The sequence below is a fragment of the Nocardioides dilutus genome (assembly GCF_054779555.1).
Genome location: NZ_BAAGYA010000002.1, coordinates 486,398 through 512,557 on the forward strand (window position 1 = coordinate 486,398; position 26,160 = coordinate 512,557).

Sequence of the window (26,160 nt, forward strand, 5' to 3'; positions counted from 1 at the left end):
GCCGATGCGCTCGACCCGCTCGGAGCGGGGAGCGGCGGTCGTCGACATCGTCCTGGTGCTCCTCGTCCTGGTCCCGCTGTTCCTCGGCATCCTGCAGGTCGGCCTGGTGCTGTTCGTGCGCAACACGATGGCATCGGCCGCGGCAGAGGGTGCGCGCCTCGCGGCCACCTCCGACCGCGGTCCCGCCGAGGGTGAGGCGCTGACCCGCGAGCAGATCTCCGGCGTGGTCTCGGGACGGTTCGCGCGTGACATCGAGGTCCGGCAGGTCATGGTCGACGGCGCCCCGGGCATCGAGGTGGTCGTGCGGGCCACCGTGCCGGCCCTCGGCATCGGGGGTCCTGGCGTCGAGGTCGAGGTGGTCGGCCATGCCGTCGAGGAGGCGCCGTGAGGCGCCGTGACGAGCGGGGCAGTGCGCTCGTCGAGCTCAGCTGGCTCGGCATCCTCCTGTTGGTGCCGATGCTGTGGATCCTGCTCAGCGTGTTCGAGGTCCAGCGCGGCGCGTTCGCGGTGAGCAGCGCCGCCCGCACCGCCGGGCGGGCCTTCGCGCTCGCGCCCAACGACGCCGTCGGCCAGGCTCGGGCCGAGGCGGCGGTACGCCGCGCCCTCGACGACCAGGGCCTCGACGGCGCCGGGTTCACGCTGCGCGTCACCTGCACCCCGATCCCCGCCGACTGCCACAGCGGCACGTCCGTGGTCACCGTCCGGGTGGACACGCAGGTGTCGATCCCGCTCCTGCCCGACGTCCTGGGCGGGGACGCGCCGAGCTTCGCCTTGGACGCCACGCACGCCGTGCCGGTCGGCCAGTACCAAGAGATCGATCGTGCCTCGCCCTGACGAGCGGGGACAGGCGACGGTGCTGATCGTCGGGCTGGCGGCGGTCCTCGCGATGACCGTCGCGCTGGTCGTCGACGCCACTGCGGCCTACCTCCAGCGCCAGGGCCTCAACACCCTCGCCGACGGCGCCGCCCTCCAGGGCGCGGACCTCGGCGCGACGGGCCGGGACGTCTACGAGGGCGGCGTGCCGGCCGACCGGCTCGAGCTGACCGCGGCCCAGGTCCGACAAGCCGTGGGCTCCTACCTCCGCAGCGCTGGCGCCTACGCCCGCTATCCGGGCCTGTCCTACCGGGTCCGCGTCGACCCTTCGGCGCAGAGCGTCGAGGTGTCCCTCAGTGCGCCGCTCGACCTGCCGCTCACCGTGCCCGGTTCGCCCGAACGGGCGACCATCGGCGCCACCGGCTCTGCCGTCGTGGGCGTGGATGACTGAGGGAGTCCGCGAACCGAACCGCTCCGGGGGGCATCAGACCTGGCAGACACCCCACCACCGAAAGGGAACTGCCATGACCTCCACGACAACGACCAGGACAGCGGCGAGGACGATCGCCGCCGCGGCAGCCGTGACGCTGCTCGTCGGCCTCGGCACCGCGGCCGCCACGACCAGCAGCGCGGCGCAGACGAAGACTCAGACCACCACCGCGGCGAAAGCCACCAAGTACGTCGTGACGGCGAGGGTCAGCAGCACCGAGCCCGAGCAGGGCGACAAGATCAAGATCCGTGGCTCGGTCACACCGTTCCAGCCCGGGGCCAAGGTGCTCCTGCAGAAGCGCTACGGCACCACCGGGAAGTGGAAGAAGGCGGACACCGACACCCTCAACAACAGGGGGAAGTTCAAGTTCACGGACAAGATGGGCAGCGTCCGCTTCCGGCAGTACCGCGTCGTCAAGCCGGCCGACGCCCACGCGAAGTCGGGCAAGAGCCAGAAGCTCGGGGTCACCGTCTTCGGCTGGCGCTACCTCACCTCCCTGACGCCGGTGGCCGCGACCGGCACCGGAGAGACCAGCTCCGTGACGATCAACGCCACGGCCTACGAGCAGTCGCTCGTCGGCAACGGCACCGACAACTCCGGCTCGATCGCCTACAACGTCAACCGAGCCTGCAAGCGGTTCGAGGGCCGGGTCGGCCTGAGCGACAGCTCGGCCCTCACGGCGACGGGACAGGTCACCCTGATGGGCGACACCTCGACGCTGTACACCAACAGCTTCGGCCTCACCCAGTCCGCGCCCGTCGGCCTCGACCTGGCCGGCGTCTTCCGCATCACCGTCGACTGGACCTCGAGCAACACCGAGGGCACGCCGGACAACCAGTCCGGTGCGGTCATCGCGGTCGGGTCGCCGCGATTGCTCTGCAGCTTCTGAGACCTGGACGTGGGGTGGACCCCTCCTGGCCGACCCCAGGAGGGGCGCCGCCTCCCACGACCGGGGGACGCGGACTAGGCCACCCCAAAGGGTGAGGAATCTTTCGGTTTCGCCGCGAGACGCAGCATGCCCCGCCTATCGTCGACGGCGGAGAGGGAGACACAACTTCACACGGCACCACCTGACCGGCGGGAACCCCCCGACCCAACCGCTCAAGGAGCCCACCATGCCTCCCCTCTCCCAGGGCGCGCTGCGCGCGTCCGTCGCTTTCGCCACCGCGGCCGCGCTTTCGCTCGGTCTGCCGGGCGCGTCGGCCGTCGCCGCGCCACTGCCCGCGACCTACGACGCCGACGCCCACGGCGACATCGTCAACCTGACGGCGGACATCGGCGGCCAGTCACTGGCCGAGGTCACCGTCGGGCACAGTCGCGCCACGACCGACTCCGATGCAGCGCCGCGGTCCCGGGGCGAGAGTGCCAACCTCGACCTCGTCCTGGGCGGCTTCCCGGGCTCGGTCGACGACGCGGTGGCCACGGCGCCACCGTCCTCCGACCCGCCGGCCGCCACATTGGTCGACGTCCCGCTCGCACCGGTGGCCGACGCCGGTGCCATCACCGGCGACGTCGCCGCCTTCTGGGCCGGCGACGACGCCTGCCCCACGCCGGCAGACGGCGCCCGGCTGCTCAACTCGGCCACCACCACCCTGGCCGGCCTGACCCTCGCGGACCTGCCGGCGGTCGGCGCGGTCGGCGAGCTCCAGACCTCGGTGAGCGACTCGCGAACCGCCCTTGTCGACCAGGCCCACAACGGCTCGCAGGTCGTGTCCACGGTCACGACCTCGGTCGGTGACATCCGACTGCTCGGCGGGGCAGCGGTGGTCGAGGTCGAGGACCCCGTCACGCTGACCGCGGCGTCCGACGGAACGAACACGGAGGTCGACTACTCCGACCCGGTCATCACGGTGACGATCGCGGGCGGCCAGGTGATCGCGGTACCTGTCGACGGCACCGCGGTCGCCGTGCCGGTCAACCTCGTCGGTCTCACCGTCGACCTGACCGTCCGTGCGTTCCAGCCCGAGGACACCAGTGCCGGGGCCACTGCGACCGGCCACCTGGACGCCGTGCTGGGGATCGACCTGACCGTCGACTCGGCGCTCGGCGAGGTCGCCGACGTCCACCTCCGGGTGGGAGAGATGACCGCGACCGCCACGTCGCCCCTCGGGGGTGTCGAGTGTGTGCCGGGCACGTCCGACAGTGACGGTGACGGTCTGAGCGACGTCGAGGAGGGTTCGCTGGGGACCGACCCCAACGACCCGGACTCGGATGACGACGGCCTGTCCGACGGTGCGGAGGTCAACACCCACCACACCGATCCGCTGGACCCCGACACCGACGACGGTGGGGTCACCGACGGTGCCGAGGTCGACAACGGCACCGACCCGCTCGACGGCGAGGACGACATCCCGGCGACCGGTGACAGTGACGGTGACGGCCTGAGCGACGTCGAGGAGGGTTCGCTGGGGACCGACCCCAACGACCCGGACTCGGATGACGACGGCCTGTCCGACGGTGCGGAGGTCAACACCCACCACACCGATCCGCTGGACCCCGACACCGACGACGGTGGGGTCACCGACGGCGCCGAGGTCGACAACGGCACCGACCCGCTCGACGGCGAGGACGACATCCCGGCGACCGGTGACAGTGACGGTGACGGCCTGAGCGACGTCGAGGAGGGTTCGCTGGGGACCGACCCCAACGACCCGGACTCGGATGACGACGGCCTGTCCGACGGTGCGGAGGTCAACACCCACCACACCGATCCGCTGGACCCGGACACCGACGACGGTGGGGTCACCGACGGCGCCGAGGTCGACAACGGCACCGACCCGCTCAACGGTGCCGACGACCTGCCGGCCAACGCGGACTCGGACGACGACGGCCTGACCAATACCCAAGAGGGCAGCTTCGGGACCGACCCCCACAACGCCGACACAGACGCTGACGGCATCGGCGACGGCGCCGAGGTCCACGGCCCGACCGGTCTCTACCCGTCCTGCCGGACCAATCCGTTGCTGCGGGACTCGGACGGTGACAAGCTCGCCGACGGCACGGAGATCGCAGGCATCACCCTCACCCAGAAGGTGATGACCAAGGCCGACCCCGCCGGAACGAAGATCGGCTTGGTCAAGCCCAACCCCTGCGCCCGCGACACCGACCGGGACGGCCTGCGTGACGACCGCGAGGTCAACGGGTCGAAGATCAAGCAGCGGGTCGCGACGGGCCCAGGTGAGTCGTACGTCATCGGGCGGCGGGTCACCAACCCGGTCAAGGCCGACACGGACCGCGACGGCGTCAAGGACAAGGCCGAGGTCAAGGGATCGGAGAACAAGGCCCACGGCCGGCGCAAGTCCGACCCGACCCACTACGACACTGACCGCGGCGGAACCAACGACGGCCGCGAGCTCGACAGCGGCTCCGACCCGAGCAACTGGGCGTCGTACCCATCGAGTCCGAAGGCGGTCGCGCGCGGGCGCGGGTAGATCAGTCGTTCCACCCCCCACGCAGGCAACCCCTGTCGCCCACCTGACAGGGGTTGCCTGTTCGCGTCGGATCGCCGTGTTTCCTCCGCAGCTGCCGGGTTGTCGACGTACGGTGAAACCCGTGCGCATCCTGACTGCTGCCGTCTCGGCGCTCGCCTACATGGGGGTCGTTGTCGCCGGGACGGCAGCTCCGGTCGAGAGCCACCCGGCGGTGCAGGCGGTCCAGAAGAAGCCGGCGTACGCCAAATACCAGCGGCAGGCCCACAACACCACCAACAAGCACCGCGAGGCGCACGGACTCCGCGAGCTCAGGCGCACCGACTGCGTCCAGCGGTTCGCGGTCCGCCAGGCCAAGAGGATGGCCAAGCAGGAGGAGATGTTCCACCAGGACCTCGGGCCGATCCTCGAGGCGTGCGGGCTCAACGCGGTCGGCGAGAACGTCGCCTACGGCTATCCCACCGGCCGCTCGGTGGTCAACGACGGCTGGATGAACTCGCCGGGCCACCGCGCCAACATCCTCAACCCCGACTTCCGGCTGATGGGGATCGGCGCCCGCAAGGGCGACAACGGACGCTGGTACGTCGCGCAGGTGTTCGGCCGCAAGGCCTGACCCACGCACCCCGTAGGCTTGGCCCTTGTGGCCGGACCCGACTTCGACGCGGAGATCAAGCAGCTCCAGTCGACCATGCACACCATCGAGCAGGTGCTCGACCTCGACGCGATGCGCGCCGAGATCGCCGACCTCGGCGAGCAGGTCGCCGCTCCCGACCTGTGGGACGACCAGGACAACGCCACCCGGGTGACCGGGCGGCTCTCGCTGCTGCAGGGCGAGCTGGACCGCTTCACCGAGCTCGCCCAGCGGCTCGAGGACCTCGAGATCATGGTCGAGCTCGGCCGCGACGAGGGCGACGCGGCCTCGCTCGCCGAGGCCGAGACCGAGCTCGCGAAGATCCAGAAGACCGTCGAGGTGCTCGAGGTCCGGACCCTCCTGTCCGGGGAGTTCGACGCCCGCGAGGCCCTGATCACCATCCGGTCCGGGGCCGGCGGCGTCGACGCCGCCGACTTCGCCGAGATGCTGATGCGGATGTATACCCGCTGGGCCGAGCAGCACAACTACCCGGTCGAGGTCTTCGACACCTCCTACGCCGAGGAGGCCGGCCTCAAGTCGGCGACCTTCGCCATCCACGCCCCCTACGCCTACGGCACCCTCTCGGTCGAGGCCGGCACCCACCGGCTGGTGCGGATCAGCCCGTTCGACAACCAGGGCCGCCGCCAGACGTCGTTCGCCGCCGTCGAGGTGGTGCCCGTGCTCGAGCAGACCGACGAGATCGACATCCCCGACGAGGACATCCGCGTCGACGTCTACCGCTCGGGCGGCCCGGGCGGCCAGTCGGTCAACACCACCGACTCGGCGGTCCGGCTGACCCACATCCCGACCGGCACGGTCGTCAGCTGCCAGAACGAGAAGTCGCAGCTGCAGAACAAGGCCAGCGCGATGGTCGTGCTCAAGGCCAAGCTGCTGGCCCTGAAGAAGGCCGAGGAGAAGGCGCAGCTCGACGGGATGCGTGGTGACGTCAAGGCCGAGTGGGGCGACCAGATGCGCAACTACGTGCTCAACCCCTACCAGATGGTCAAGGACCTGCGGACCGGCCACGAGGTCGGCAACCCGCAGGCGGTCTTCGACGGCGAGATCGACGACTTCATCGAGGCCGGCATCCGCTGGCGCCGCGGCGCCGAGAAGGCGGCCGCCAACTAGCACGACTAGGTCGCGGGTGCGGCCTGCGAGGCAGCGAGCGCGACGCCGACGCACCACGCGCCCGTACGCCGGAGGAGCTCGGCTCCGCTGACCTCGGGGTCCTTCGAGCTGAGCTCGCAGGCCAGCCAGGCGTCGCCGAACAGGCCCTGGTAGGCCGCGCGTCCCCCGCCCTCGCCGGTGCAGAGCAGCCCGACTGACGGCGCGCCGTACGCCGGCTCGGGGGAGGCCTGGCAGTCCTGGGGCCGCCCGGCGGTCGCCTCGCGGACCAGGCGCCGGGCCCGGTCCGCGTCGACCGGGGGCGCGAACACCCAAGCTCGCGCCTCGCCCTGGTCGGCGCGGACCCAGGTGCAGCCGAACTCGTGCGCCACATCAGTGACGCCCTCCGCCAGGGTGACCTCGTCGCCGCTGCTGTACGACTGCGCGTCCACCGGTTCGCCGCCGAGCGCTGCCTCGACCTGGCGCGGGTCGACCGCGTGGCAGAACGACGCCCGCGGCACGGTCAGGGTGCTGGTGTCGAAGGCGTCGAGCGGGGTCGTCGAGAAGCTCGGTGGCCCGGAGGTGGTGGGTTCGTCACCGTCTGCGAGCAGCGTTCCGGCGGTCACCCCGGCACCCGTGACGAGCACGGCGGCCGCCGCGACCAGGACCAGGTGACGCATCCGGTCAGCCTAGGGACCGGGCCGTCCAGCGGGTCAGTCGGCGGTCGCGGTGCCCTCTTCGGGCGCGAACTCGCAGAACGCGTCGTAGGCACGCGGGCCGTAGATCGTGGCGGGGCCGCCCTTCATCAGGAAGGTCACGCCGATCGCCTCGGCCGCCTCCTGGCGCGTGGCGCCGGCCTTGGCGGCGGCCTGGGCATGGGAGGCGATGCAGCCGTCGCAGCCCTCGGTCACGCCGATCGCGAGCGCGATCAGCTCCTTGGTGCGGGTGTCGAGGGCGCCGGGCGCGAACGCCGCCTGGTGCAGCTCGCGGAAGCCGGCGTAGACCTCGGGAACGGCCCGGCGCAGCTGGCGGTGCAGGGGGGACAGGTCGTCGAGGACCTGCTTGCCGTGGGACGAGTGCTCGGCCTCGACTGCGGCCTCGACTGTGGTGGTGGTCATTGCTGTCTCCTGTGAGCTCGGGTGGAGCGGTGTGTGACGGTCAGGCGAGGCCGAGGAACAGCTTCTCCATCTTCTTGACGTCGACGCTGTTGGCGCCGTCGCCGGCGGCCATGCACTGCTGGAGGCCGGTCGCGACGATGCCGAAGCCGGTCCGCTCGAGGGCCTTGAGCACGGCGGCGAGCTGGGTGAGCACGTCCTCGCACTCCGTGCCCTCCTCCATCATCGAGATCACCTTCCCCAGGTGACCGTGGGCGCGCTTGGCGCGGTTGATGAGCGGTCGCAGCTCGTCGGGATCGAGCTCCATCAGGACTCCTTCGTCGTGGGGTCGGTCGTCTCGAGCGCGTCCAGTGCGGCGCGCAGCCGGGTGCGGGCTTCCTGCGCCACCTCGCGTACGACGGGGGAGTCCTCCAGGCGGGCCATCGCGTCGGGGTCGATGGCCTCGACCGTCGTGCGCCCGTCGGTCTCGCTGCGCACCACCACGTTGCACGGCAGCAGTGCTCCGAGCGACGGCGTGGCGTCGAGCGCACGGTGGGCCAGCTCGGGCCGGCAGGCGCCCAGGATGACCTGAGCGGGCACGTCGACGCCGAGCTTGGCCTTCAGGGTGGCCTGGACGTCGATCTCGGTCAGGACGCCGAAACCCTGCGCGGCCAGCGCGATCCGGACGGCCGGCACGACGTCGGCGTAGGGCCGGTCGAGCGTCACCGCGATGGTGTAGGCGCTGCTGGTGGTGCTGGTGGTGCTGGTGGAGGTGCTCATGAGGCGCTCGCGGTGGTCTCGGCGCTGACGTCGAGGGCCTTGACGCCCTCGATGAGCTGCTCGAGGGCCGGGGCCGGCAGCGCGCCGGGCTGCGAGAAGACGAGATGGCCGTCCTTGAACGCCATCAGCGTCGGGATCGAGCTGATCCTCGCGGCTGAGGCCAGCTCACGCTCGGCCTCGGTGTCGACCGAGCCGAACACGATCTCCGGGTGCGCCTCCGAGGCGGCCTCGTAGATCGGCGCGAACATCCGGCACGGGCCGCACCAGGACGCCCAGAAGTCGACCAGCACGATCTCGTTGCCGGTGATGGTCTGCTCGAAGGTCTCGGCCGTCAGGTCGATGGTGCTCATGGATTTCCTCCCAGTTGGTGGATGGTGTCATTCTAACCCCACGGGGGGATAACCCCCTAGGGGGATCGGGCATTCCCGACCCGCCAGTCCTGACACCGACCAAGACACCGACTAAGTCACCGACGAAGACGGAGCACCCACCCATGTCCCACAGCGCGTCCGCCGCCCCAGCCACGAGCCCAGCGCCGCTGCCCGACCTCCAGAGCTACGGAGTGCTGGGCAAGCTCGGCCTCGCTGTCGCCCGGCACCGACGACTGACCCTGATCATCTGGGCGCTGGTCGTCGTCGGGCTCGGGATCTTCGCCCCGCGCGTGGAGTCCGAGCTCTCCGGCGCCGGCTGGCAGGCCGACGGCTCGGAGTCCGTGGCGGTGCGGGAGCTGGCCGTCGACCACTTCGGTGGCAACGCCAGCTCGGCGATCCAGGTGGTCGTCAACGACCCGGGCGGCGACGTCCTCGCCGGGGACGGCGGCGCGGCGATCGCCTCCGCCACCGCCATCCTCGAGGCCGACCCACGCGTGGGAGAGGTCATCGCGCCCCAGCCCGGGGCGTCGATCAGCGCGGACGGACACACCGCGGTCCTGCTCGCCGGTGCCGGCGCGGACACCAACGAGATGGTGCGGGTGGCCAACGACCACAAGGCCGCGCTGCAGGACCTGTCCGAGGGCGACGTCACCGTGCGGCCGACGGGTGCCTCGATGCTGTGGTCCGACTTCAACGAGGCCAACCTCGACGCGATGCTCAAGTCCGAGATGGTCTCCTGGCCGGTGACGCTGGTGATCCTCGTCCTGGCCTTCGGCGCGCTGCTCGCCGCGGGTCTGCCCCTGATCCTCACGCTCGCCGGGCTGGTCGCCTCGGCCGGCTCACTGGTGCTGATCAACCAGTTCGTGCCGGTCTCCATCTGGGCGATGAACTTCGCGATGATGTTCGCCCTCGCCCTGGGCATCGACTACGCGCTGTTCATCGTGCAGCGCTACCGTGCCGCCCGGCTGGGCGCGCACGAGGACCCGCACCACGCGATCGCGGAGGCCATGGACACGGCCGGCAAGGCCGTGCTGCTCTCCGGCCTGACCGTCCTGGTCTCGCTCTCGGCGGTCATGCTGGTCCCCTCGCCTGCGTTCCGCTCGATGGCCGGCGGGATCATGCTCGCCGTCATCTTCGTTCTCGCTGCCACGCTCACCCTGCTGCCGGTCGTGCTGGCCGCCCTGGACGAGCGGGTCAACTGGGGCTCGCTGCCGTGGGTGCACGCCGGTGAGCACCGCTCGCCGAGGTTCGCGGCCTGGGGCGAGCGGTTGTGGCGTCGTCCGGTGGCGTTCGGCCTGGTGGCCGTGGTCGTGCTCGTCGCGCTCGCCGCGCCGATCGTCGGCCTGCGCACCTCGATGCCCTCGATCAAGGTGCTGCCCGAGGAGTCCTCGGCCCGGGTCGGCTACGACCTGGTCGCGGAGGAGTTCGGTCCCGGGGCGCCGGGCACGCTCCAGGTGATCGCCGACGCCGACGAGGCGGACCGGACCGTCGAGGTTCTGACCGCCGACCCGGGCATCGGCGGAGTCCTCCCGGCGCAGCCGGCCCCCGACGAAAGCGGGCTGGTGCTGGTCTCGGCTGTGCCCACCGTCGACCCGTCGGACCCGGCCCTGGCCGACACGGTCGACCGGCTGCGGGCGGACCTGCCCGCGACGGCCCAGGTCGGCGGTGCCGCGGTCGAGAACCTCGACCTCAAGACCCAGCTCGACGAGTCGACCCCGCTGGTGATCGCGGTCGTGCTGCTGCTGGGCTTCCTCCTGCTGCTGGTGGCGCTGCAGGCACCGCTCATCGCGTTCCTCGGCACCCTGGTCAGCCTGCTGTCCACGGCGGCCGCCTTCGGCGTGGCCCGGCTCGTCTTCCAGGAGGGCTGGGGAGCGGGCCTGCTCGGCTTCGAGTCCCAAGGGTTCCTGGACGCGTGGGCGCCGGTGTTCTTCTTCGCGATGATCTTCGCGATCGCGATGGACTACACCGTCTTCCTCCTCGCCTCCGCCAAGGAGCACTACGAGCGGTCGGGGGACCCGCACGAGGCGATGGTCGGCGCGGTCGCCCACTCCGGCCGGGTGATCTTCGCCGCCGGGGCGGTCATGGTCGCGGTGTTCTTCACCTTCGCGCTGTCGGGGCCGCTGCCGCCCAAGGAGATGGGCATCGTGCTCGGCATCGCGGTGCTCCTCGACGCGTTCCTCATCCGCCTCGTCCTGCTGCCGGTGCTGCTGCGGCTCACCGGGGACGCCGCGTGGCGGGTGCCGTCCTGGCTGCAGCGGGTCCTGCCCAACATCCACTTCTCACACGGCTGAGGGAGCTCTCATGTGTCACGCAGCGAGGTGTCGCACCTGCGGCCGGACGACGTGGCGCGGCTGCGGCCGCCACGTCGCCCACGTCAAGTCGTCGGTGCCCCCCGACCAGTGGTGCCCCGGGCACGTCGCCGAGGAGCGGCCACCCGGTCGCAGCTGGTGGCGGCGCGGCTGAACCGGGACCAGCGCCCGGCGGTGCGCTTGAATGAGACCGATGAGCGCTCCTCCCCAGCTCCACGCCGCCGCCTCGGCCCGTCTCGAAGCGGCCGGCACCCTCGGGATCGACGCCCTCGTCGGTGGCGGGACCCGGCTGAGCCGTGACCGTCGGGAGACGTTCGGGCTGCGCCTCGACCGCTACCACGAGGACCTCGAGTCGGCCCTGCGGGAGTTCCACCCCGACCCCGGCGTGCGCGAGGCGCTCACCACGCGCCTGGTCGAGCTGGCGGCGACGGCGTACGCCGAGCGGCCCGACGAGCTGCACCGGCTGGATGCCCAGCGCCTGCTCACCCCGGACTGGCTGCAGCAGCCACGGATGTTCGGCTACGCCTGCTACACCGAGCGGTTCGCCGAGGACCTGCGCGGCGTCGCGAAGCGGCTCGACCACCTCGAGGACCTCGGGGTCACCTACCTGCACCTGATGCCGCTGCTGCAGCCCCGCGAGGGTGACAACGACGGCGGCTACGCCGTGCAGGACTACCGGGCCGTGCGCAGCGACCTCGGCACGATGGACGACCTGCGTGACCTGGCGACCACCCTGCGCGAGCGCGGCGTCAGCCTGTGCATGGACCTCGTCCTCAACCACGTCGCCAGGGAGCACGAGTGGGCGGTCCGAGCCCGCGCCGGTGACGCCGGCTACCGCGACTACTTCCACGTCTTCACCGACCAGGCCGTGCTCGACGCCTACGAGCAGACTCTGCCGGAGGTCTTCCCCGACTTCGCGCCGGGCAACTTCACCTGGGACGACGACCTGCAGGCCTGGGTGTGGACCACGTTCAACGAGTTCCAGTGGGACCTCAACTGGGCCAACCCCGCGGTCCTGCTCGAGTTCGCCGAGATCATCCTCGGCCTGGCCAACCTCGGCGTGGAGGTGCTGCGGCTCGACGCGATCGCGTTCCTCTGGAAGCGGCTGGGCACCAGCTGCCAGAACCAGCCCGAGGTGCACGCGATCACGCAGGCGCTGCGGGCGGTGACCCGGATGGCCGCACCGGCCGTGGCGTTCAAGGCCGAGGCGATCGTCGGGCCGCGCGACCTGGTGCAGTATCTCGGCACCGGCCCCCACGCCGGCCGGGTGAGCGACCTGGCCTACCACAACAGCCTGATGGTGCAGGTGTGGTCGATGCTGGCCGCGCGCAACACCGTCCTGGCCCGCCAGGCCCTCGGCGCGCTGCCCGCCACGCCCGCGACCGGCACCTGGATCACCTACGTCCGCTGTCACGACGACATCGGCTGGGCGATCGACGACGGGGACGCCCACGCCGTCGGCGTCACCGGCCACGGCCACCGGTCCTTCCTGTCCGACTGGTACTCCGGCGAGTTCCCCGGCAGCTGGGCCGAGGGCCTGGTGTTCCAGGAGAACCCGGAGACCGGTGACCGCCGGATCAGCGGGACGGCGGCGTCCCTGCTCGGTCTGGCCGCGGGTGCGCAGGCCGGTCCGGACGTCGACAACGCCCTGGCCCGGATCTTCCTGGCGCACGCCGTCGTCGCGGGCTGGGGCGGCATCCCGGTCGTCTGGAGCGGCGACGAGCTCGCCCAGGTCAACGACCCGGACTGGGCGAGCGAGCCGGGGCACGAGGACGACAACCGGTGGGCCCACCGCCCGCGCCTCGACTGGAGCCGCGCGGTCGCCCGCGACGACCTGCGCACGGTCCCGGGCCGGGTCTTCACCGGCCTCAAGCACCTCGCCGCAGTCCGGGCCCGGCTGCCCCAGCTGCACGCCTCCGCGGACACCGAGGTCATCCAGGACACCGACGACGGCGTGCTCGCCGTCGTCCGCCGGCACGCCAGTGGTGCCTTCGTGGGCCTCTACAACGTCACCGAGCAGGCCCGGCCGTTCGAGCTGCACCGTCTCCACGACGTGGGTCTTCGGGTCCCCTACGACGCCCTCGGCGGCCACGTGCTGGCCGTCGGCTCCATGGGGATGCTGTGGCTCCCGGCGTACGCCGCGTGGTGGGTCGTGGACGCACCGGGGTGAGCGTCGGTCACGGACGGCAGGTGCGATCAGCCACGAACGACCGCACGGCGCGCATCTGTCCCGCCGGGGATGGCTGTGCCGTCCTGAGGATCGAGTAGCGAGTGCCGTGCGGGTAGGCGCACAGCTGCCGCCTGATCCGTCGCGCGACTGCCGCAGTGGCGTCGGGCGGTCGGACGTACGCCGTCACCATCACCATTCCCGATGTCGTGGGGATGAACTCCACGCCCCCGACCTCGGGAGGCAGCGGATGGCCGTCGAGATACGTCAACCAGGTCGCCACACCCCGGATCGACGAGTCGCACCCGGAGCTCATCCGGCTCGGGACGCTGCGGGTCGCAGCCGGTACCGCCAGGCTCACAGAGAGGTCGTCGCCGAGCATGAAGCGGGCACCCGCCGAGAAGGCGCAGGCCTTCTCCAGCACCCGGGCGACCTCGTCTGGAGGGCTCGGCCTGGTGGAGAGGAAGGTGAGCTCCCAGCGGAACGAGGGCGGGAGGCTCCAGTCCTGAGGCTGGAAGTGGGCCTCCGCAGCGACCAGCGCACCATCGGCGTCGCCGGCTCGCAGCTCGTGGGACGCCCAGTCCCGCCACGTGTCGTGCGCCAGCGCGAGCTCCCGACTCGTCTCCGGGTCCAAGGGTTCGTCGCAGCAGTCGCCACTGTCGTCGGTGCAGGCGGACACCGCGACGACGAGCAGCGCGACGACGGTCACGAGGGGACGGCGGTGCCGGGGCATGCCGGTCCGACGCCCGCTCGGTGGGCCGGGTTCCGCCGCTGGACTCCGGCCGGCCGTGCCCCGGCTGCGCTGGACGCGCCCGCCTAGCCTCCGCAACCGCGCTGGGCGGCTCACGTAGCCTCAATCCACGTGATTCGCTTCGAGAAGGTCACCAAGACCTACCCCGGCACCGCCCACCCGGCGCTCGACCAGGTGAGCATCGACATCGAGAAGGGCGAGTTCGTCTTCCTCGTGGGTCAGTCGGGCTCGGGCAAGTCCACCGCGCTCCGCCTGGTGCTGCGCGAGACCCGCTCGACCTCGGGCCGGGTCCACGTGGCCGGCAAGGACCTCAACCGGCTCGCCGGCTGGAAGGTGCCGCGGTTGCGCCGCCAGATCGGGACGGTCTTCCAGGACTTCCGGCTGCTGCAGAACAAGACCGTCTCGGAGAACGTCGCGTTCGCGCTCCAGGTGATCGGCAAGTCGCGCGCCGAGATCCGCAAGACCGTCCCCGAGACGCTGCAGCTGGTCGGCCTGGACGGCAAGGGCGACCGGCTGCCCGACGAGCTCTCCGGCGGTGAGCAGCAGCGGGTCGCGATCGCCCGTGCGTTCGTCAACCGGCCGATGATCCTGATCGCCGACGAGCCCACCGGCAACCTCGACCCGACGACCTCGGTCGGGATCATGAAGCTGCTCGACCGGATCAACCGCACCGGCACCACCGTGCTGATGGCCACCCACGACGTCAGCATCGTCGACCAGATGCGCAAGCGCGTCGTCGAGCTCGAGCAAGGCCGGGTCGTCCGCGACCAGGCGCAGGGTGCCTATGGCGGGGTCGCCTGATGCAGCTCAGGTATGTCTGGTCCGAGCTCGGTCAGGGGCTGCGCCGCAACGTCTCGATGCACATCGCGGTGATCCTCACGCTGTTCGTCTCGATGACGCTGGTCGGCCTGGGCGTGCTGCTCAACCAGCAGCGCTCGATCGCCACGGAATACCTCGGCAACCAGCTGGAGATCGCGACGTACCTGTGCCGCGACTCCGACGTCAACCCGAGCTGCACGAGTGCGGCGACCGAGGCCCAGAAGGAGGCCATCGAGGCGGTCATCGAGGACAGCCCCGAGGTCGAGACCTACCGCTTCGAGACCAAGGAGGAGGCCTTCGAGAAGGTCAAGAAGCTCCTCGGTGAGGAGCAGTTCGAGGGTCCCAACCCGGTGATGACCGCCGAGGACATGTCCGAGGCCTACTGGATCACGCTCAAGAACCCCAAGGAGTTCGAGGGCATCACCAGCGCCGTGGTCGGCCTGGACGGCGTCTCCCAGATCCGCGACGAGCGCGAGACCGTCAAGCCGCTCTTCGACTCCCTGGACACCCTCAAGTACGCCTCGTGGGGCGTGGCCGGCTTCCTGCTGCTCGCCGCGCTGCTGCTAGTGGCCAACACGATCCGGCTGGCGGCGTTCGCGCGCCGCAAGGAGATCGGCATCATGCGGCTGGTCGGCGCCTCCACGCTCTACATCGCGTTGCCGTTCCTCCTCGAGGCGCTGGTGACCGCGGTGGTCGGCGTCGTCCTCGCGGGCGGCGCGCTCGGCGCGGTGATGTGGTTCGGCGTCGAGCAGCGGATCAGCCAGACGCTGTCGTTCATGCCGTGGATCGGCCTGCCCGACTTCACGACCGCGCTGGTGGTCATCGCGGTCCTCGGACCGTTGCTGACCCTGCTCCCGACACTCGCGCTGACCCGCAAATACCTCAAAGTCTGACCATCTGCCTCTACGGTCGGGGAGTCACACCAGCACCACTGGTCCCACACTTCCCCGAACGCAGAAGGCAGACACGTGCGCTACTTCCCCGGCGCCTCTCGTCGACGTGCGCCCCGACTGGTGGCCGGACGTCGGCTCGGACGGACCCTCGCCATCCCCGCTCTCGTCGGTGCCCTCACCATCCCCGTCGCCACCCAGACCATCGTCCCGGCCGCCCTCTCTCTTTCTGCACAGTCCAGCGATGCCGACGACCTGCGCGACCAGCGCAAGAAGGTCCAGCAGCAGATCCGCGCCGCCCAGCACGAGGCCGAGGAGTCCAGCAACCGGGTCGCCAAGGCGGTGGCGGCGTACGCCGCATCGCGGGCCGAGCTCGCGGGCGCCAAGGCCGACCTGGCGACCACCCGCCAGAAGCTCTACGCCGCGCGCGCCCTCGACGCGACCATGCAGGCGGCCCTGGTCGAGGCGGAGGCGCGGCTGGTGCAGGCCCAGGCCGACGTGGTCGCCGGCCAGCAGGCCCTCGAGGCCCAGCGGGCCGTGGTGAAGGACCTCGTGGTCGAGCTCTACCAGCAAGGTGACCCCACCCTGGTCTCCCTGTCGGGCTACCTCGGCGCGCAGAGCCCCTCCGACCTGATCCGCCACGAGGAGTACGCCGACAATGCGGCCGCGAAGCAGAGCGGCATCTTCGACGACCTGATCGCCGCCGAGGTGCTACTCCAGGTGCGCGAGGACGAGGTGGAGGCGGCTCGCAACGACGTCGCGGCCCGGCGCGCCGAGGCCGCGGCCAACCTGGTCACCATGCAGCAGCTCACCGACCAGGCCGAGGCCGCGAAGGTCAAGTTCCGGGGACTGGTCGACGCCAACGAGGCGAAGAAGCAGGAGGCCCGCGCCGCCCGGCAGGCCGACCTGCGGATGCTGGAGAAGCTCAAGCGCGAGGAGCGCCGGATCAAGAAGAAGATCCTGGCCGCCATCGCCGCCGCCGAGGCCGCCGCGGCCGCGGCGGGCAACGAGGGGTTCCAGGGCGAGTCCGACGGCTTCCTGGACTACCCGGTCAGCGGCCGGGTGACTTCACCGTTCGGCTACCGGATCCACCCCATCTACGGCTACTACGGCCTGCACGACGGCACCGACTTCGGCGCCGGCTGCGGGGCGCCGCTGCGTGCGGTCGCCGACGGGACGGTCGTCTCCGCCTACTACTCGTCGGTCTACGGCAACCGGCTCTACCTCAGCGTCGGTCGCGTCAACGGGGCCAGCATCGTCGCGGTCTACAACCACGCCAGCAGCTATCGCGTGCGGGTCGGCGACAAGGTGTCCCGCGGCGAGACGGTGGGCTACGTCGGCTCGACCGGCTGGTCCACCGGCTGCCACCTGCACTTCACGGTCCTGCAGAGCGGCAAGGCGGTCGACCCGATGGGCTACATGTAGCAGTGACCCTGTTGACGAATCGCCGTTGACCCTGGCTGAGAGGATGTCCCAATGGCCAGGGAGCAGGGGCGCAAGATGATCGCGCAGAACAAGAAGGCGCGGCACGACTACCTCGTCGAGGACGTCTTCGAGGCCGGCCTGGTCCTGCAGGGCACCGAGGTCAAGTCGCTGCGCCAGGGGCGGGCGTCGCTCGTCGACGGGTTCGTGGACATCGACAACGGCGAGGCCTGGCTGCACGGCGTCCACATCCCGGAGTACTCCCAGGGCACCTGGACCAACCACTCCGCCAGGCGCAAGCGCAAGCTGCTGCTCAACCGTGCGGAGATCGACAAGATCCAGCGCCGAGTGACCGAGAAGGGCCTGACCGTCATCCCGCTCTCGCTCTACTTCCTCGACGGCCGGGCCAAGGTCGAGATCGCGCTGGCCAAGGGCAAGAAGTCGTGGGACAAGCGGCACTCGCTGGCCGAGCGCCAGGCCAACCGCGAGGTCGAGCAGGCCGTCGGACGTCGCCTCAAGGGCATGGGTGACTGACCCGCTCGGCCAGGACGTCGAGCCGGTCCGCGCGTTCTGGCAGCAGCTCGGCCTGCCCGGGCTGGTCGACGTCCACGTCCACTTCCTGCCGCCCAACATCCAGCGCGCGGTCTACGCCCAGTTCGACGAGGCCGGGCCCAAGATCGGTCGCGAGTGGCCGATCCGCTACCGGGTCAGCCACGAGGCCCGGGTCGACCTGCTGCGCGAGATGGGGGTCCGCCGCTTCCCGACGCTGCCCTACGCCCACAAGCCCGGCGTGGCGACCTACCTCAACGCGTGGTCCTGGGAGTTCGCCGCCGGCATCCCGGAGGTCCTCTGGTCGGGGACGTTCTACCCCGAGCCCGAGGCGCCGGCGTACGTCGCCGACCTGCTCGATGCCGGCGTCGAGGTCTTCAAGCTGCACCTCCAGGTCGGAGAGTTCCACCTCGACGACGCCCGGCTCGACCGGGTCTGGGGAGTGCTCGAGGACGCCGGCACGCCGGTCGTCGTGCACGCCGGGTCCGGCCCGGTCGGCAACAGGTTCACCGGGCCCGCCTCCACGGCGCGGGTCCTGAGGAAGCACCCGCGGCTCCGTCTGGTCATCGCCCACATGGGCGCCCCCGAGGTCGCCGACTTCCTGGCGCTCGCCGAGACCTTCGACGAGGTCCGGCTCGACACCACGATGGTGTTCACCGACTTCTTCCCGCCCTACCCGCGCGAGCTGCTGCCGCGGCTGGCCGACCTCGGGGACCGGATCCTGCTCGGCACCGACTTCCCGACCATCCCCTACCCCTACGCCCACCAGCTGGAGAGCCTGGCCCGGCTCGACCTGGGGGACGTCTGGCTGCGCAAGGTTTGCTGGTCCAACGGCGCCGAGCTCTTCGGCGTACCGGCTGACCTGCAGGAATAGTCGATGGGTGGATGTCGGTTGCACCCCGTAGAGTGGAAGCACAACTCAAGAGGGGCTGATCGGTTTCGACTTGGGACGTTAGTTCCAGGAGAAGCGGGTCGAGGAGCCAGCGACATCTCGTTAACGACCGCTGGAAACCACAACTGCCAACGCTAATCGCAGTTCCTTCGCTCTCGCCGCCTGAGCGGTGATCGAAGCGTCAGACCGGGCATCCGTCTCCGTCCCGGACCCTGGCGTCATCTAGGAGACTTGCTGTTCACCCCCAGTCAGGAGGGGTGAACAGGACTCAAACCTGACTGAGTCCGTCGGCGACGTGTCAGTACGAGCGCCGGGACTGAGAACACGCCACTACTGACTGCACCCGGAGAAGACCTGGTTCGACGCTCGAGGACGCGGGTTCGATTCCCGCCAGCTCCACACGTGACATGCACCCCTGCGAAAGCGCGAAGCGCTGGCGCAGGGGTGCTGTCACGTGTGGACCGAGCCGAGTCGGCGGTACTGCCGTCTCCGCGCGAAGCGCCACCTCAGCAGTAGCGCCGACTCGGCGATCGCGAAGCGAAGATCGTGGCCATTGCCTCTTGACTCAGTACCCTACGGGGGTATGGTAGACACATGACTACGCACCACCACGACCAGCACGCCGGTCACCACCACGAGGAGCGGTCCGCAGGCAGCGAGTTCCTCGTGAAGGACCCCGTCTGCGGGATGGACGTCGACCCGCATGCGGCCGCTGGTCACGCAGAACACGGCGGCACGACCTACTACTTCTGCTCGTCGCGCTGCCAGGCCCAGTTCGAGGCCGACCCCGAGCGCTACGTGCGGCCGTCGCAGACGTCGGAGCCCGCCACCCCGCCCGAGGGCCAGGTCGTCGAATACACCTGCCCGATGCACCCGGAGATCCGCCAGCCCGGTCCGGGCTCCTGCCCGATCTGCGGCATGGCGCTGGAGCCGGTGACGGTGGCCGCCGACGACGGGCCGAGCCCTGAGCTGCGGGACATGACCCGCCGCTTCTGGGTCGGGGTGCTGCTGACGATCCCGGTGGTCGTCCTGGAGATGGGCACCCACTTCTTCCCCGAGGCGTTCGAGTGGCTGTCCGCGACCGCCGCGACCTGGGCCCAGCTGGTGCTGGCGACGCCGGTCGTGCTCTGGGGCGGCTGGCCGTTCTTCGTGCGGGGCTTGACCTCCGTGCGCACGTTGAAGCTGAACATGTTCACGCTCATCGCCCTGGGTACCGGCGTGGCCTGGCTCTTCTCGGTCGTCGCGACGGCGCTGCCCGGCATCTTCCCCGACTCCTTCCGCGACATGGACGGGGTCGTGGACGTCTACTTCGAGGCCGCGGCCGTGATCACCACGCTGGTGCTGCTCGGCCAGGTCCTCGAGCTTCGGGCCCGCGAGCAGACCTCCGGCGCGATCCGCGCCCTCCTCGATCTCACGCCGAAGACCGCTCACCTCCTGACGGCGGCCGACGGCACCGAGAAGGACGTGCCGCTGGAGCAGGTCCAGATCGGTGACCGGCTGCGCGTGCGGCCCGGCGAGAAGGTGCCGGTCGACGGCACCGTCGAGGACGGCCGCTCGTCGGTCGACGAGTCGCTGGTGACCGGGGAGTCGATGCCGGTGTCCAAGACCGCCGGCGACCTGGTGATCGGCGGCACGCTCAACCAGACCGGCTCGCTGGTCATGCGCGCCGACAAGATCGGCCGTGACACCATGCTGGCACGCATCGTGCAGATGGTGGCCGAGGCCCAGCGCTCCCGCGCCCCCATCCAGCGGATGGCCGACCGGGTGTCGGCCTGGTTCGTGCCGGCCGTGCTGCTGGTGGCCGTCGTGGCGGCGATCGTCTGGGCGGCGGTCGGTCCCGAGCCGCAGGCAGCGCACGCCCTGATCGTGGCCGTCGCCGTGCTGATCATCGCCTGCCCCTGTGCGCTGGGTCTGGCCACGCCCATGTCCATCATGGTCGGCGTCGGCCGCGGCGCCCAGCTGGGTGTGCTGATCAAGAACGCCGAGGCCCTGGAGCGGATGGAGAAGGTCGACACGCTGGTCGTCGACAAGACCGGCACCCTGACCGAGGGCAAGCCGTCGGTCACCCGGATCGTGCCGGCCGAGGGCTTCGATCCCGACGAGCTGCTCCGCCTCGCGGCTGGCGTCGAGCGGGCCTCCGAGCACCCGCTGGCGCTGGCGATCGTCGCCAAGGCCGAGGAGTCCGGGGTCAGGATCCCCGAGGTCAGCGACTTCGACTCGCCGGTCGGCAAGGGCGCCGTCGGCCAGGTGGAAGGCACCCATGTGGTCCTGGGCAGCAGCGGGTTCCTGGCGAGCCAGGACATCGACACGGCAGCCCTGGCTGACGACGCCGACCGGCTGCGCGGAGACGGCGCCACCGCCATCTTCATGGGCGTCGACGGCCGCGTGGCGGGCATCTTCGCCATCGCCGACCCGGTGAAGGAGACGACGCCGGCCGCCTTGAAGGCGCTCCGGGACGAGGGCATCGATGTCGTCATGCTCACCGGCGACAACCGGATCACGGCCGAGGCGGTGGGCCGGAGTCTCGGCATCGAGCACGTCGAGGCCGAGGTCCTGCCCGACCACAAGAGCGACGTGGTCAAGCGCCTGCGGGACGAGGGCCGGGTGGTGGCGATGGCCGGTGACGGTGTCAACGACGCCCCCGCCCTGGCGGCCGCCGATGTCGGGCTCGCGATGAGCTCCGGCACCGACGTGGCCATGGAGAGCGCCGGGGTCACCCTGCTCCGCGGTGACCTGATGGGTATCGCCAGGGCTCGCCAGCTGTCACAGGCGACGATGACCAACATCCGGCAGAACCTGGTGTTCGCGTTCATCTACAACGTGGCGGGCATCCCGGTCGCCGCCGGCGTGCTCTACCCGGTGTTCGGTGTCCTGCTGTCGCCGGTCATCGCCGCTGCGGCCATGGCTCTGTCGTCGGTCAGTGTGATCACCAACGCGCTGCGGCTGCGCTCGAAGCGGTTCTGACGCGGTTGCCGGACCCGGCACAACCACCCGGCACAATGACGGGATGGGTTGGTGGGAAGCGCATGTCGTCCCCCGCCTGGTCGACCTCACCTGCTCCCAGCCGCCGATCATGGAGCTGCGCCGCGAGGTGTGCGAAGGGCTCAGCGGGCGAGTCATCGAGGTCGGGTTCGGCAGTGGGCTCAACCTCGGCGTGCTGCCGCCGGAGGTGACGTCGCTCGACGCGGTCGAGCCCTCCGACCTGGCGTGGAAGAGGTCGGCCGGCCGGCGAGCGGACAGCAAGGTCCCGGTGGAGCGGGTGGGGCTGGCCGGTGAGGACCTCGCCGTCGGCGACGCGGCGTACGACGCCGCCCTGGTGACGTTCTCGCTCTGCACGATCCCCGACCCGGCCCGGGCGCTGGCCGAGCTCCACCGCGTGCTGCGGCCCGGCGGGGCTCTGCACTTCATCGAGCACGGCCTGGCGCCGGACGAGGGCGTCCGTCGCTGGCAGCGGCGGCTGGAGCCGGTGCAGCGCCGCGTCTCCGGCGGGTGTCACCTGACCCGAGACCCCGAGGCACTGGTCCGCGGCGCCGGGTTCGCCGTCGACGGCGTCCGGCACACCTATTTCGCCCCGGGGCCGGGCAAGCCCTTCGGCTACCTGAGCTGGGGTCGGGCCGTCAGCTGACGGTCCAGGACTGTCAGGCCGCGGCCACCGGCGCCTTCGGTCCAGCGTCCTGTCGCTCGACGGCCGCCCCGTGGACCGGCGCGGCGACCGCGGCGGGGGACGCGCTGTCGGCGGCTTCGAGCTCGCCGGCAGGCTGCGCCGGAGCCGGCGCGCCGGTCACGTTCGAGGCCTTCTGGACCATGTAGAGGAACAGGCCGATCATCGCCGTGACGAGGACGACCATGCCGAGCAGCATGAGCGCCCAGGCGTAGGGGGGCCAGTCATGCTGGACGTACTGTTCCTTGGCCATCGTTCGACCTCCTGGGGTGGTTGCTCCGTCGGCAACCAGCCTGGGCGCGCCGGATCCACGCCGGGCAGGTCCAGAGGTCCCGGCCGGCCCGGGACGTTGGTCCGGGGTCTCAGAACGTCAGGTGATGACTCAGGTCGCCGGTCTGGTCGACGAACATGACCCGGGTGTCGAAGCACCAGGCGCCGTCCACGCGGTGGAACGTGTCCTCGTAGTGACCGGTGATGATCAGCTGCAGCGGCAGCTCGTCGGTGGCCTGGGTGACGGCGTAGGACGAGCGGGCGGTGGCTGTGCCGGCCTTCTCGTCGACCTCGATCCGCGCGTTGGTCGTCAGGTGCTTGGTCTTCGGGGTGCCGGTGTCGGCATAGATCCGGGTCGACCACTGGTAGAGCGCGCGGACGGCGTCGCGGCCCTCGAAGACGGACTCGGGCGGAGGGTTCTCCTGGCCGTGGATCCGGCCGTGCGCGAACAGGTCGGCGACCCCGTCGAGGTCGCCGGCGTCGATGCGCTCCGCATAGGTGTAGAGCAGGTTCTCGATCTCACGGGCGCTGTCTGAGCCGTCAGCCACGGGCGACAGCATAGATTCGTGACCTAGATTCGCTGCCGTGGCTGACTGCGTCTTCTGCGCCATCGTCCGGGGCGAGATCGAGGCGGACCTGGTCCTGGAGGACGACGACTTCGTGGCGTTCCTCGATCTGCGGCCGGTCTTCAAGGGTCACGTGCTGCTCGTGCCTCGCGAGCACGTCGAGACGCTGCCCGACCTGCCGCCCGGCCTGCGCGACGGGTTCCTGGCCGCCGCCCAGCGCCTCGCGACCGCCGTCGTGGACGGCCTCGGCGCCCAGGGCAGCTTCGTCGCGCTGAACAACGTCGTCAGCCAGTCGGTCCCGCACCTGCACCTGCACGTGGTGCCGCGCACCAAGGGGGACGGCCTGCGCGGCTTCTTCTGGCCGCGCACGAAGTACGCCGACCCGGAGGAGCGGGGGCAGTACGCGGCGCGGCTGCGGGCCGCCTTAGAGTGACACCCCATGGGTAGGTACGACGGACGGGTCGCGGTCATCACCGGCGCGGCGCAAGGCATCGGTTTCGGGTGTGCGACCAGGTTCGCCGAGGAGGGCGCCTCGGTCGCGATCCTCGACCTCGACGAGTCGGCCGCCGGGGCAGCGGCCGCCAAGCTCCCGGCAAGCGGCGACCAGAAGCACCTCGGCGTCGGCGCCGACGTCAGCGACTCCGCCGCGGTCGACGGCGCGGTGACCCGGGTGGTCGAGGAGCTCGGCGGCATCCACGTCCTCGTCAACAACGCGGGCATCACCCGCGACAACCTGCTCTTCAAGATGACCGAGGAGGACTGGGACCTGGTCATGAACGTCCACCTCCGCGGTGCGTTCCTCATGACCCGGGCCGCCCAGAAGCACTTCGTCGAGCAGAAGTACGGCAAGATCCTCAACCTCTCGAGCGTGTCAGCGCTCGGCAACCGCGGCCAGGCCAACTACTCCGCCGCCAAGATGGGCATCCAGGGGTTCACCCGCACGCTCGGCATCGAGCTCGGCCCGTTCGGGATCAACGCCAACGCGATCGCTCCCGGCTTCATCGCCACCGAGATGACCGACGCGACCGCCCGTCGGCTCAAGATGGAGCCCGAGCAGCTGCGCCAGATGAACGCCGAGCACAACCCGGTCCGCCGGGTCGGGTTCCCGGAGGACATCGCCGCCGCCGCGGCGTTCCTCTGCAGCGACGAGGCGTCCTACATCACCGGGCAGACCCTCTATGTCGACGGCGGGGCCAAGCTCGGCTGAGGCCGCCGTGGCGCGCCTCCCGCGCCACCCAGCGCCCTCGGCGCACACTTCAAGTCGACCAGACTTGTACACCTTGATCGGAGCCACCTTCGTGCGATCGCACCGCACCGGCGCCTCGGCGCTCGCCCTCACCCTCGCGGCCGGCGTCCTGCTGGCCGGCTGTGGTGGCGACAAGCAGGACGATGCCGGGGACACTCCCGAGGCGCAGCCGGTCGCGGGCGGTGACACGCTCGCGCAGACCTGGCCGCTGACCGGGCTCGACGTGAGCGGCGACCAGAGCGCGGCGCAGACCCACCCCGTCATGGTCGTGAAGATGGACAACACGCCGTCGAGTGCCCCTCAGGTCGGGCTCGACTCGGCGGACCTCGTGGTCGAGGAGCTGGTCGAGGGCGGCAGCACCCGGCTCGCGGTGTTCTACTACTCCGACATCCCCGACGAGGTCGGCCCGGTGCGTTCGATGCGGGCCAGCGACATCGGCATCGTCGCACCGGTCGGCGCGACGATGGTCACCTCGGGGGCGGCATCGGTGACCATCGCCCGGATCCAGGACGCCGGCATCCCGTTCTTCGCCGAGGGCGACGAGGGTCTCTACCGCGAGGACAGCCGGAGCGCGCCCTACAACCTGATGGCCGACCTCGAGGAGACGACCGACGCGGCGTCGGGCGACGAGGAGACGCGGCCCGTCGACTACCTGCCGTGGGGCGACGCCGAGGAGCTGCCGGCGGGACAGCCGGCCAAGACCATCGCGGCGAGCTTCTCCGGCGGACACACGACCAACTGGCGCTTCGACGGCGGCGGCTACGTCAACGTCAACAGCTATGCCGACCCGCAGGCGCCGTTCCCCGCCGACACCGTCGTGGTGCTGCGGGTCGAGGTCGGCGACGCCGGCTACACCGACCCGGCCGGCAACCCGGTGCCCGAGACCAAGCTCGAGGGGACCGGTCCGGCGATGGTCTTCCACGACGGCCGTCTTGTCCGCGGCACCTGGAGCAAGGCCGACCTCGAGTCGCCCATCGAGCTCTCCACGAAGGCCGGGGAGCTGGTCGTCCCCGCCGGCCACACCTGGATCGAGCTGGTCCCGGTCGACGGCGGCAACGTCACCTTCACCAAGAAGTAGCGGTCACGCGTCTGGCTCAGCCTCGGGCTCTGCCTCGGGCTGGGGGGCGGTCGGCAGGTCGACGCCGGAGTCGGCCAGGGTCTGGAACCCGGTGATCATGAAGCCGATCGCCGCCTCGACGCGCCAGGCGGCCATCTCGGGATCCCTCGCCGTGGCGACCGACTCCCCGGCCGAGGACATCGCACCGAAGAAGATCCGGGCGAAGGTCTGCAGCATGCCCTCGTCGAGATCCCACCCGCCGGCGCCCAGCACGGAGCGGACGATGTCGAGGACCGAGCCGAAGGTCGAGCGTTCTTCCTGCTCGCGGAACCGCTCGTAGCCGAGGACGGCCGGACCCTCCTGGATGACGATCCGCCGGTAGCGCGGCTGCTGCACGACCTCGAGGAACGCCCGCAGGCCGGCCTGGGCCTTCTCCCACGGGTCGCGCTTGCCCCGCAGGGCCTTGTTGATGGCCTTCGACGCATCGGTCTCGACGCGCTCGAAGACCGCCTCGAACAGCGCCTGCTTGCCGCTGAAGTGGTGGTAGAGCGCGCCCTTGGTCACCCGTGCCCCGGCGACGATGGCGTCCAGGGAGGTGTTGGCGTAGCCGTTCTCGGTGAAGAGGCCCTCGGCGACGTCCACCAGCGCGCGCTTGGTGGAGGCGGAGTACTGCTGGCGCCGGGTGGCACCCGTGACGGCTGAGACGTTCGCCACCTCGCGGACCAGCCTGTGCATGGGTGACTTGGGCATTCCGGCAGAGTAATACCGACCGAAGGTACGGGTGGCCACCATCACGTCGTAAAGACTTGGCATACCCACGGTATGAAGCAGTACTCTCAGTACGTACCCA

General features: G+C 70.8%; 28 protein-coding genes and 1 other RNA gene. 20 read left to right on the forward strand and 9 right to left on the reverse strand.

The features are described 5' to 3' along the window. Positions 1–4 precede the first annotated feature (4 nt). The 7 genes from ACYVC6_RS11945 to prfB all read left to right on the forward strand — a co-directional run bounded on the left by ACYVC6_RS11945 (position 5) and on the right by prfB (position 6,490). Complete coding sequence (locus ACYVC6_RS11945; RefSeq protein WP_460714282.1) at positions 5–388, forward strand: TadE/TadG family type IV pilus assembly protein; 384 nt, start codon at positions 5–7, stop codon at positions 386–388. Continuing rightward, positions 385–834: a TadE/TadG family type IV pilus assembly protein gene (locus ACYVC6_RS11950; protein ID WP_460714284.1), complete on the forward strand. Its 450-nt coding sequence runs from the start codon at positions 385–387 to the stop codon at positions 832–834. The genes ACYVC6_RS11945 and ACYVC6_RS11950 overlap by 4 nt, the downstream gene beginning before the upstream one ends. Beyond that, a complete protein-coding gene (locus ACYVC6_RS11955; protein WP_460714286.1) occupies positions 821–1,264 on the forward strand; it encodes a pilus assembly protein TadG-related protein in 444 nt (147 codons plus the stop codon). Before ACYVC6_RS11950 ends, ACYVC6_RS11955 begins: the two co-directional genes overlap by 14 nt. A gap of 73 nt (positions 1,265–1,337) precedes the next feature. Further along, positions 1,338–2,192, forward strand: a complete 855-nt coding sequence (locus tag ACYVC6_RS11960; RefSeq protein WP_460714288.1) for an NPCBM/NEW2 domain-containing protein — start codon at positions 1,338–1,340, stop codon at positions 2,190–2,192. Between the two features lie 226 nt (positions 2,193–2,418). After that, complete coding sequence (locus ACYVC6_RS11965; protein ID WP_460714290.1) at positions 2,419–4,734, forward strand: hypothetical protein; 2,316 nt, start codon at positions 2,419–2,421, stop codon at positions 4,732–4,734. A 121-nt stretch (positions 4,735–4,855) separates the two neighbouring features. After that, positions 4,856–5,344 carry a CAP domain-containing protein gene (locus ACYVC6_RS11970; RefSeq protein ID WP_460714292.1) on the forward strand — a complete coding sequence of 163 codons (489 nt, stop codon included), beginning with the start codon at positions 4,856–4,858 and terminating at the stop codon, positions 5,342–5,344. Positions 5,345–5,371: 27 nt separating this feature from the next. Continuing rightward, entirely contained in the window at positions 5,372–6,490 is a 1,119-nt protein-coding gene (gene prfB, locus ACYVC6_RS11975; RefSeq protein WP_460714294.1) for a peptide chain release factor 2, read from the forward strand. 5 nt (positions 6,491–6,495) lie between these two features. Here prfB and ACYVC6_RS11980 read toward each other — a convergent pair whose 3' ends face one another. From ACYVC6_RS11980 to trxA, 5 genes are read right to left on the reverse strand one after another with little or no spacing between them, the layout of a single operon-like run. Then, positions 6,496–7,146 (reverse strand): hypothetical protein, encoded by a 651-nt coding sequence (locus tag ACYVC6_RS11980; RefSeq protein WP_460714296.1) that lies wholly within the window; start codon positions 7,144–7,146, stop codon positions 6,496–6,498. 33 nt (positions 7,147–7,179) lie between these two features. Continuing rightward, the gene (locus ACYVC6_RS11985) at positions 7,180–7,584 is read right to left on the reverse strand and encodes a carboxymuconolactone decarboxylase family protein (RefSeq protein WP_460714298.1); all 405 of its coding nucleotides are present in this window, start codon (positions 7,582–7,584) and stop codon (positions 7,180–7,182) included. A gap of 40 nt (positions 7,585–7,624) precedes the next feature. Continuing rightward, on the reverse strand, positions 7,625–7,888 hold the full coding sequence (locus tag ACYVC6_RS11990) for a metal-sensitive transcriptional regulator (protein WP_460714300.1): 264 nt from the start codon (positions 7,886–7,888) through the stop codon (positions 7,625–7,627). After that, a complete protein-coding gene (locus ACYVC6_RS11995) occupies positions 7,888–8,340 on the reverse strand; it encodes a DUF302 domain-containing protein (RefSeq protein WP_460714302.1) in 453 nt (150 codons plus the stop codon). The genes ACYVC6_RS11990 and ACYVC6_RS11995 overlap by 1 nt, the downstream gene beginning before the upstream one ends. After that, positions 8,337–8,690: a thioredoxin gene (gene trxA / locus ACYVC6_RS12000; RefSeq protein ID WP_460714304.1), complete on the reverse strand. Its 354-nt coding sequence runs from the start codon at positions 8,688–8,690 to the stop codon at positions 8,337–8,339. Before trxA ends, ACYVC6_RS11995 begins: the two co-directional genes overlap by 4 nt. 143 nt (positions 8,691–8,833) lie before the next feature. Here trxA and ACYVC6_RS12005 point away from each other — a divergent pair, with 143 nt between their 5' ends. Together ACYVC6_RS12005 and ACYVC6_RS12010 are read left to right on the forward strand one after the other, a co-directional pair. Beyond that, the gene (locus ACYVC6_RS12005; protein WP_460714306.1) at positions 8,834–11,002 is read left to right on the forward strand and encodes an MMPL family transporter; all 2,169 of its coding nucleotides are present in this window, start codon (positions 8,834–8,836) and stop codon (positions 11,000–11,002) included. A gap of 202 nt (positions 11,003–11,204) precedes the next feature. Then, entirely contained in the window at positions 11,205–13,190 is a 1,986-nt protein-coding gene (locus ACYVC6_RS12010; protein WP_460714308.1) for an alpha-amylase family protein, read from the forward strand. 7 nt (positions 13,191–13,197) lie between these two features. On the opposite strand, the gene ACYVC6_RS12015 is transcribed toward ACYVC6_RS12010, so the two are convergent. Beyond that, on the reverse strand, positions 13,198–13,896 hold the full coding sequence (locus ACYVC6_RS12015) for a hypothetical protein (protein WP_460714311.1): 699 nt from the start codon (positions 13,894–13,896) through the stop codon (positions 13,198–13,200). Between the two features lie 153 nt (positions 13,897–14,049). Between ACYVC6_RS12015 and ftsE the strand changes: the two genes are divergently transcribed. The 8 genes from ftsE to ACYVC6_RS12055 all read left to right on the forward strand — a co-directional run bounded on the left by ftsE (position 14,050) and on the right by ACYVC6_RS12055 (position 22,135). Continuing rightward, complete coding sequence (gene ftsE / locus ACYVC6_RS12020) at positions 14,050–14,739, forward strand: cell division ATP-binding protein FtsE (protein ID WP_460714313.1); 690 nt, start codon at positions 14,050–14,052, stop codon at positions 14,737–14,739. Then, complete coding sequence (ftsX, locus tag ACYVC6_RS12025; RefSeq protein WP_460714315.1) at positions 14,739–15,650, forward strand: permease-like cell division protein FtsX; 912 nt, start codon at positions 14,739–14,741, stop codon at positions 15,648–15,650. Before ftsE ends, ftsX begins: the two co-directional genes overlap by 1 nt. Before the next feature lie 75 nt (positions 15,651–15,725). Beyond that, complete coding sequence (locus ACYVC6_RS12030; RefSeq protein ID WP_460714317.1) at positions 15,726–17,072, forward strand: peptidoglycan DD-metalloendopeptidase family protein; 1,347 nt, start codon at positions 15,726–15,728, stop codon at positions 17,070–17,072. Between the two features lie 51 nt (positions 17,073–17,123). Beyond that, a complete protein-coding gene (gene smpB, locus ACYVC6_RS12035) occupies positions 17,124–17,603 on the forward strand; it encodes an SsrA-binding protein SmpB (RefSeq protein ID WP_460714319.1) in 480 nt (159 codons plus the stop codon). Then, positions 17,596–18,492 carry an amidohydrolase family protein gene (locus ACYVC6_RS12040; RefSeq protein ID WP_460714321.1) on the forward strand — a complete coding sequence of 299 codons (897 nt, stop codon included), beginning with the start codon at positions 17,596–17,598 and terminating at the stop codon, positions 18,490–18,492. The genes smpB and ACYVC6_RS12040 overlap by 8 nt, the downstream gene beginning before the upstream one ends. Before the next feature lie 51 nt (positions 18,493–18,543). After that, positions 18,544–18,912: a transfer-messenger RNA gene (gene ssrA, locus ACYVC6_RS12045) on the forward strand. 192 nt (positions 18,913–19,104) lie between these two features. Continuing rightward, the gene (locus tag ACYVC6_RS12050; protein ID WP_460714323.1) at positions 19,105–21,474 is read left to right on the forward strand and encodes a heavy metal translocating P-type ATPase; all 2,370 of its coding nucleotides are present in this window, start codon (positions 19,105–19,107) and stop codon (positions 21,472–21,474) included. A gap of 43 nt (positions 21,475–21,517) precedes the next feature. Then, a complete protein-coding gene (locus ACYVC6_RS12055) occupies positions 21,518–22,135 on the forward strand; it encodes a class I SAM-dependent methyltransferase (protein WP_460714325.1) in 618 nt (205 codons plus the stop codon). A gap of 13 nt (positions 22,136–22,148) precedes the next feature. Here ACYVC6_RS12055 and ACYVC6_RS12060 read toward each other — a convergent pair whose 3' ends face one another. Together ACYVC6_RS12060 and ACYVC6_RS12065 are read right to left on the reverse strand one after the other, a co-directional pair. Then, entirely contained in the window at positions 22,149–22,424 is a 276-nt protein-coding gene (locus ACYVC6_RS12060) for a hypothetical protein (RefSeq protein ID WP_460714327.1), read from the reverse strand. 109 nt (positions 22,425–22,533) lie between these two features. Next, positions 22,534–22,989, reverse strand: a complete 456-nt coding sequence (locus ACYVC6_RS12065; protein WP_460714329.1) for a nuclear transport factor 2 family protein — start codon at positions 22,987–22,989, stop codon at positions 22,534–22,536. A 37-nt stretch (positions 22,990–23,026) separates the two neighbouring features. Between ACYVC6_RS12065 and ACYVC6_RS12070 the strand changes: the two genes are divergently transcribed. From ACYVC6_RS12070 to ACYVC6_RS12080, 3 genes are all read left to right on the forward strand, one after another. Beyond that, positions 23,027–23,440, forward strand: coding sequence for an HIT family protein (locus ACYVC6_RS12070; RefSeq protein WP_460714331.1), 414 nt, complete (start codon positions 23,027–23,029; stop codon positions 23,438–23,440). A gap of 6 nt (positions 23,441–23,446) precedes the next feature. Continuing rightward, positions 23,447–24,214: an SDR family NAD(P)-dependent oxidoreductase gene (locus tag ACYVC6_RS12075; RefSeq protein WP_460714333.1), complete on the forward strand. Its 768-nt coding sequence runs from the start codon at positions 23,447–23,449 to the stop codon at positions 24,212–24,214. A gap of 73 nt (positions 24,215–24,287) precedes the next feature. Next, complete coding sequence (locus ACYVC6_RS12080; RefSeq protein ID WP_460714335.1) at positions 24,288–25,331, forward strand: DUF3048 domain-containing protein; 1,044 nt, start codon at positions 24,288–24,290, stop codon at positions 25,329–25,331. 3 nt (positions 25,332–25,334) lie between these two features. On the opposite strand, the gene ACYVC6_RS12085 is transcribed toward ACYVC6_RS12080, so the two are convergent. Then, positions 25,335–26,060 carry a TetR/AcrR family transcriptional regulator gene (locus ACYVC6_RS12085; protein ID WP_460714337.1) on the reverse strand — a complete coding sequence of 242 codons (726 nt, stop codon included), beginning with the start codon at positions 26,058–26,060 and terminating at the stop codon, positions 25,335–25,337. Positions 26,061–26,160: the final 100 nt, after the last annotated feature.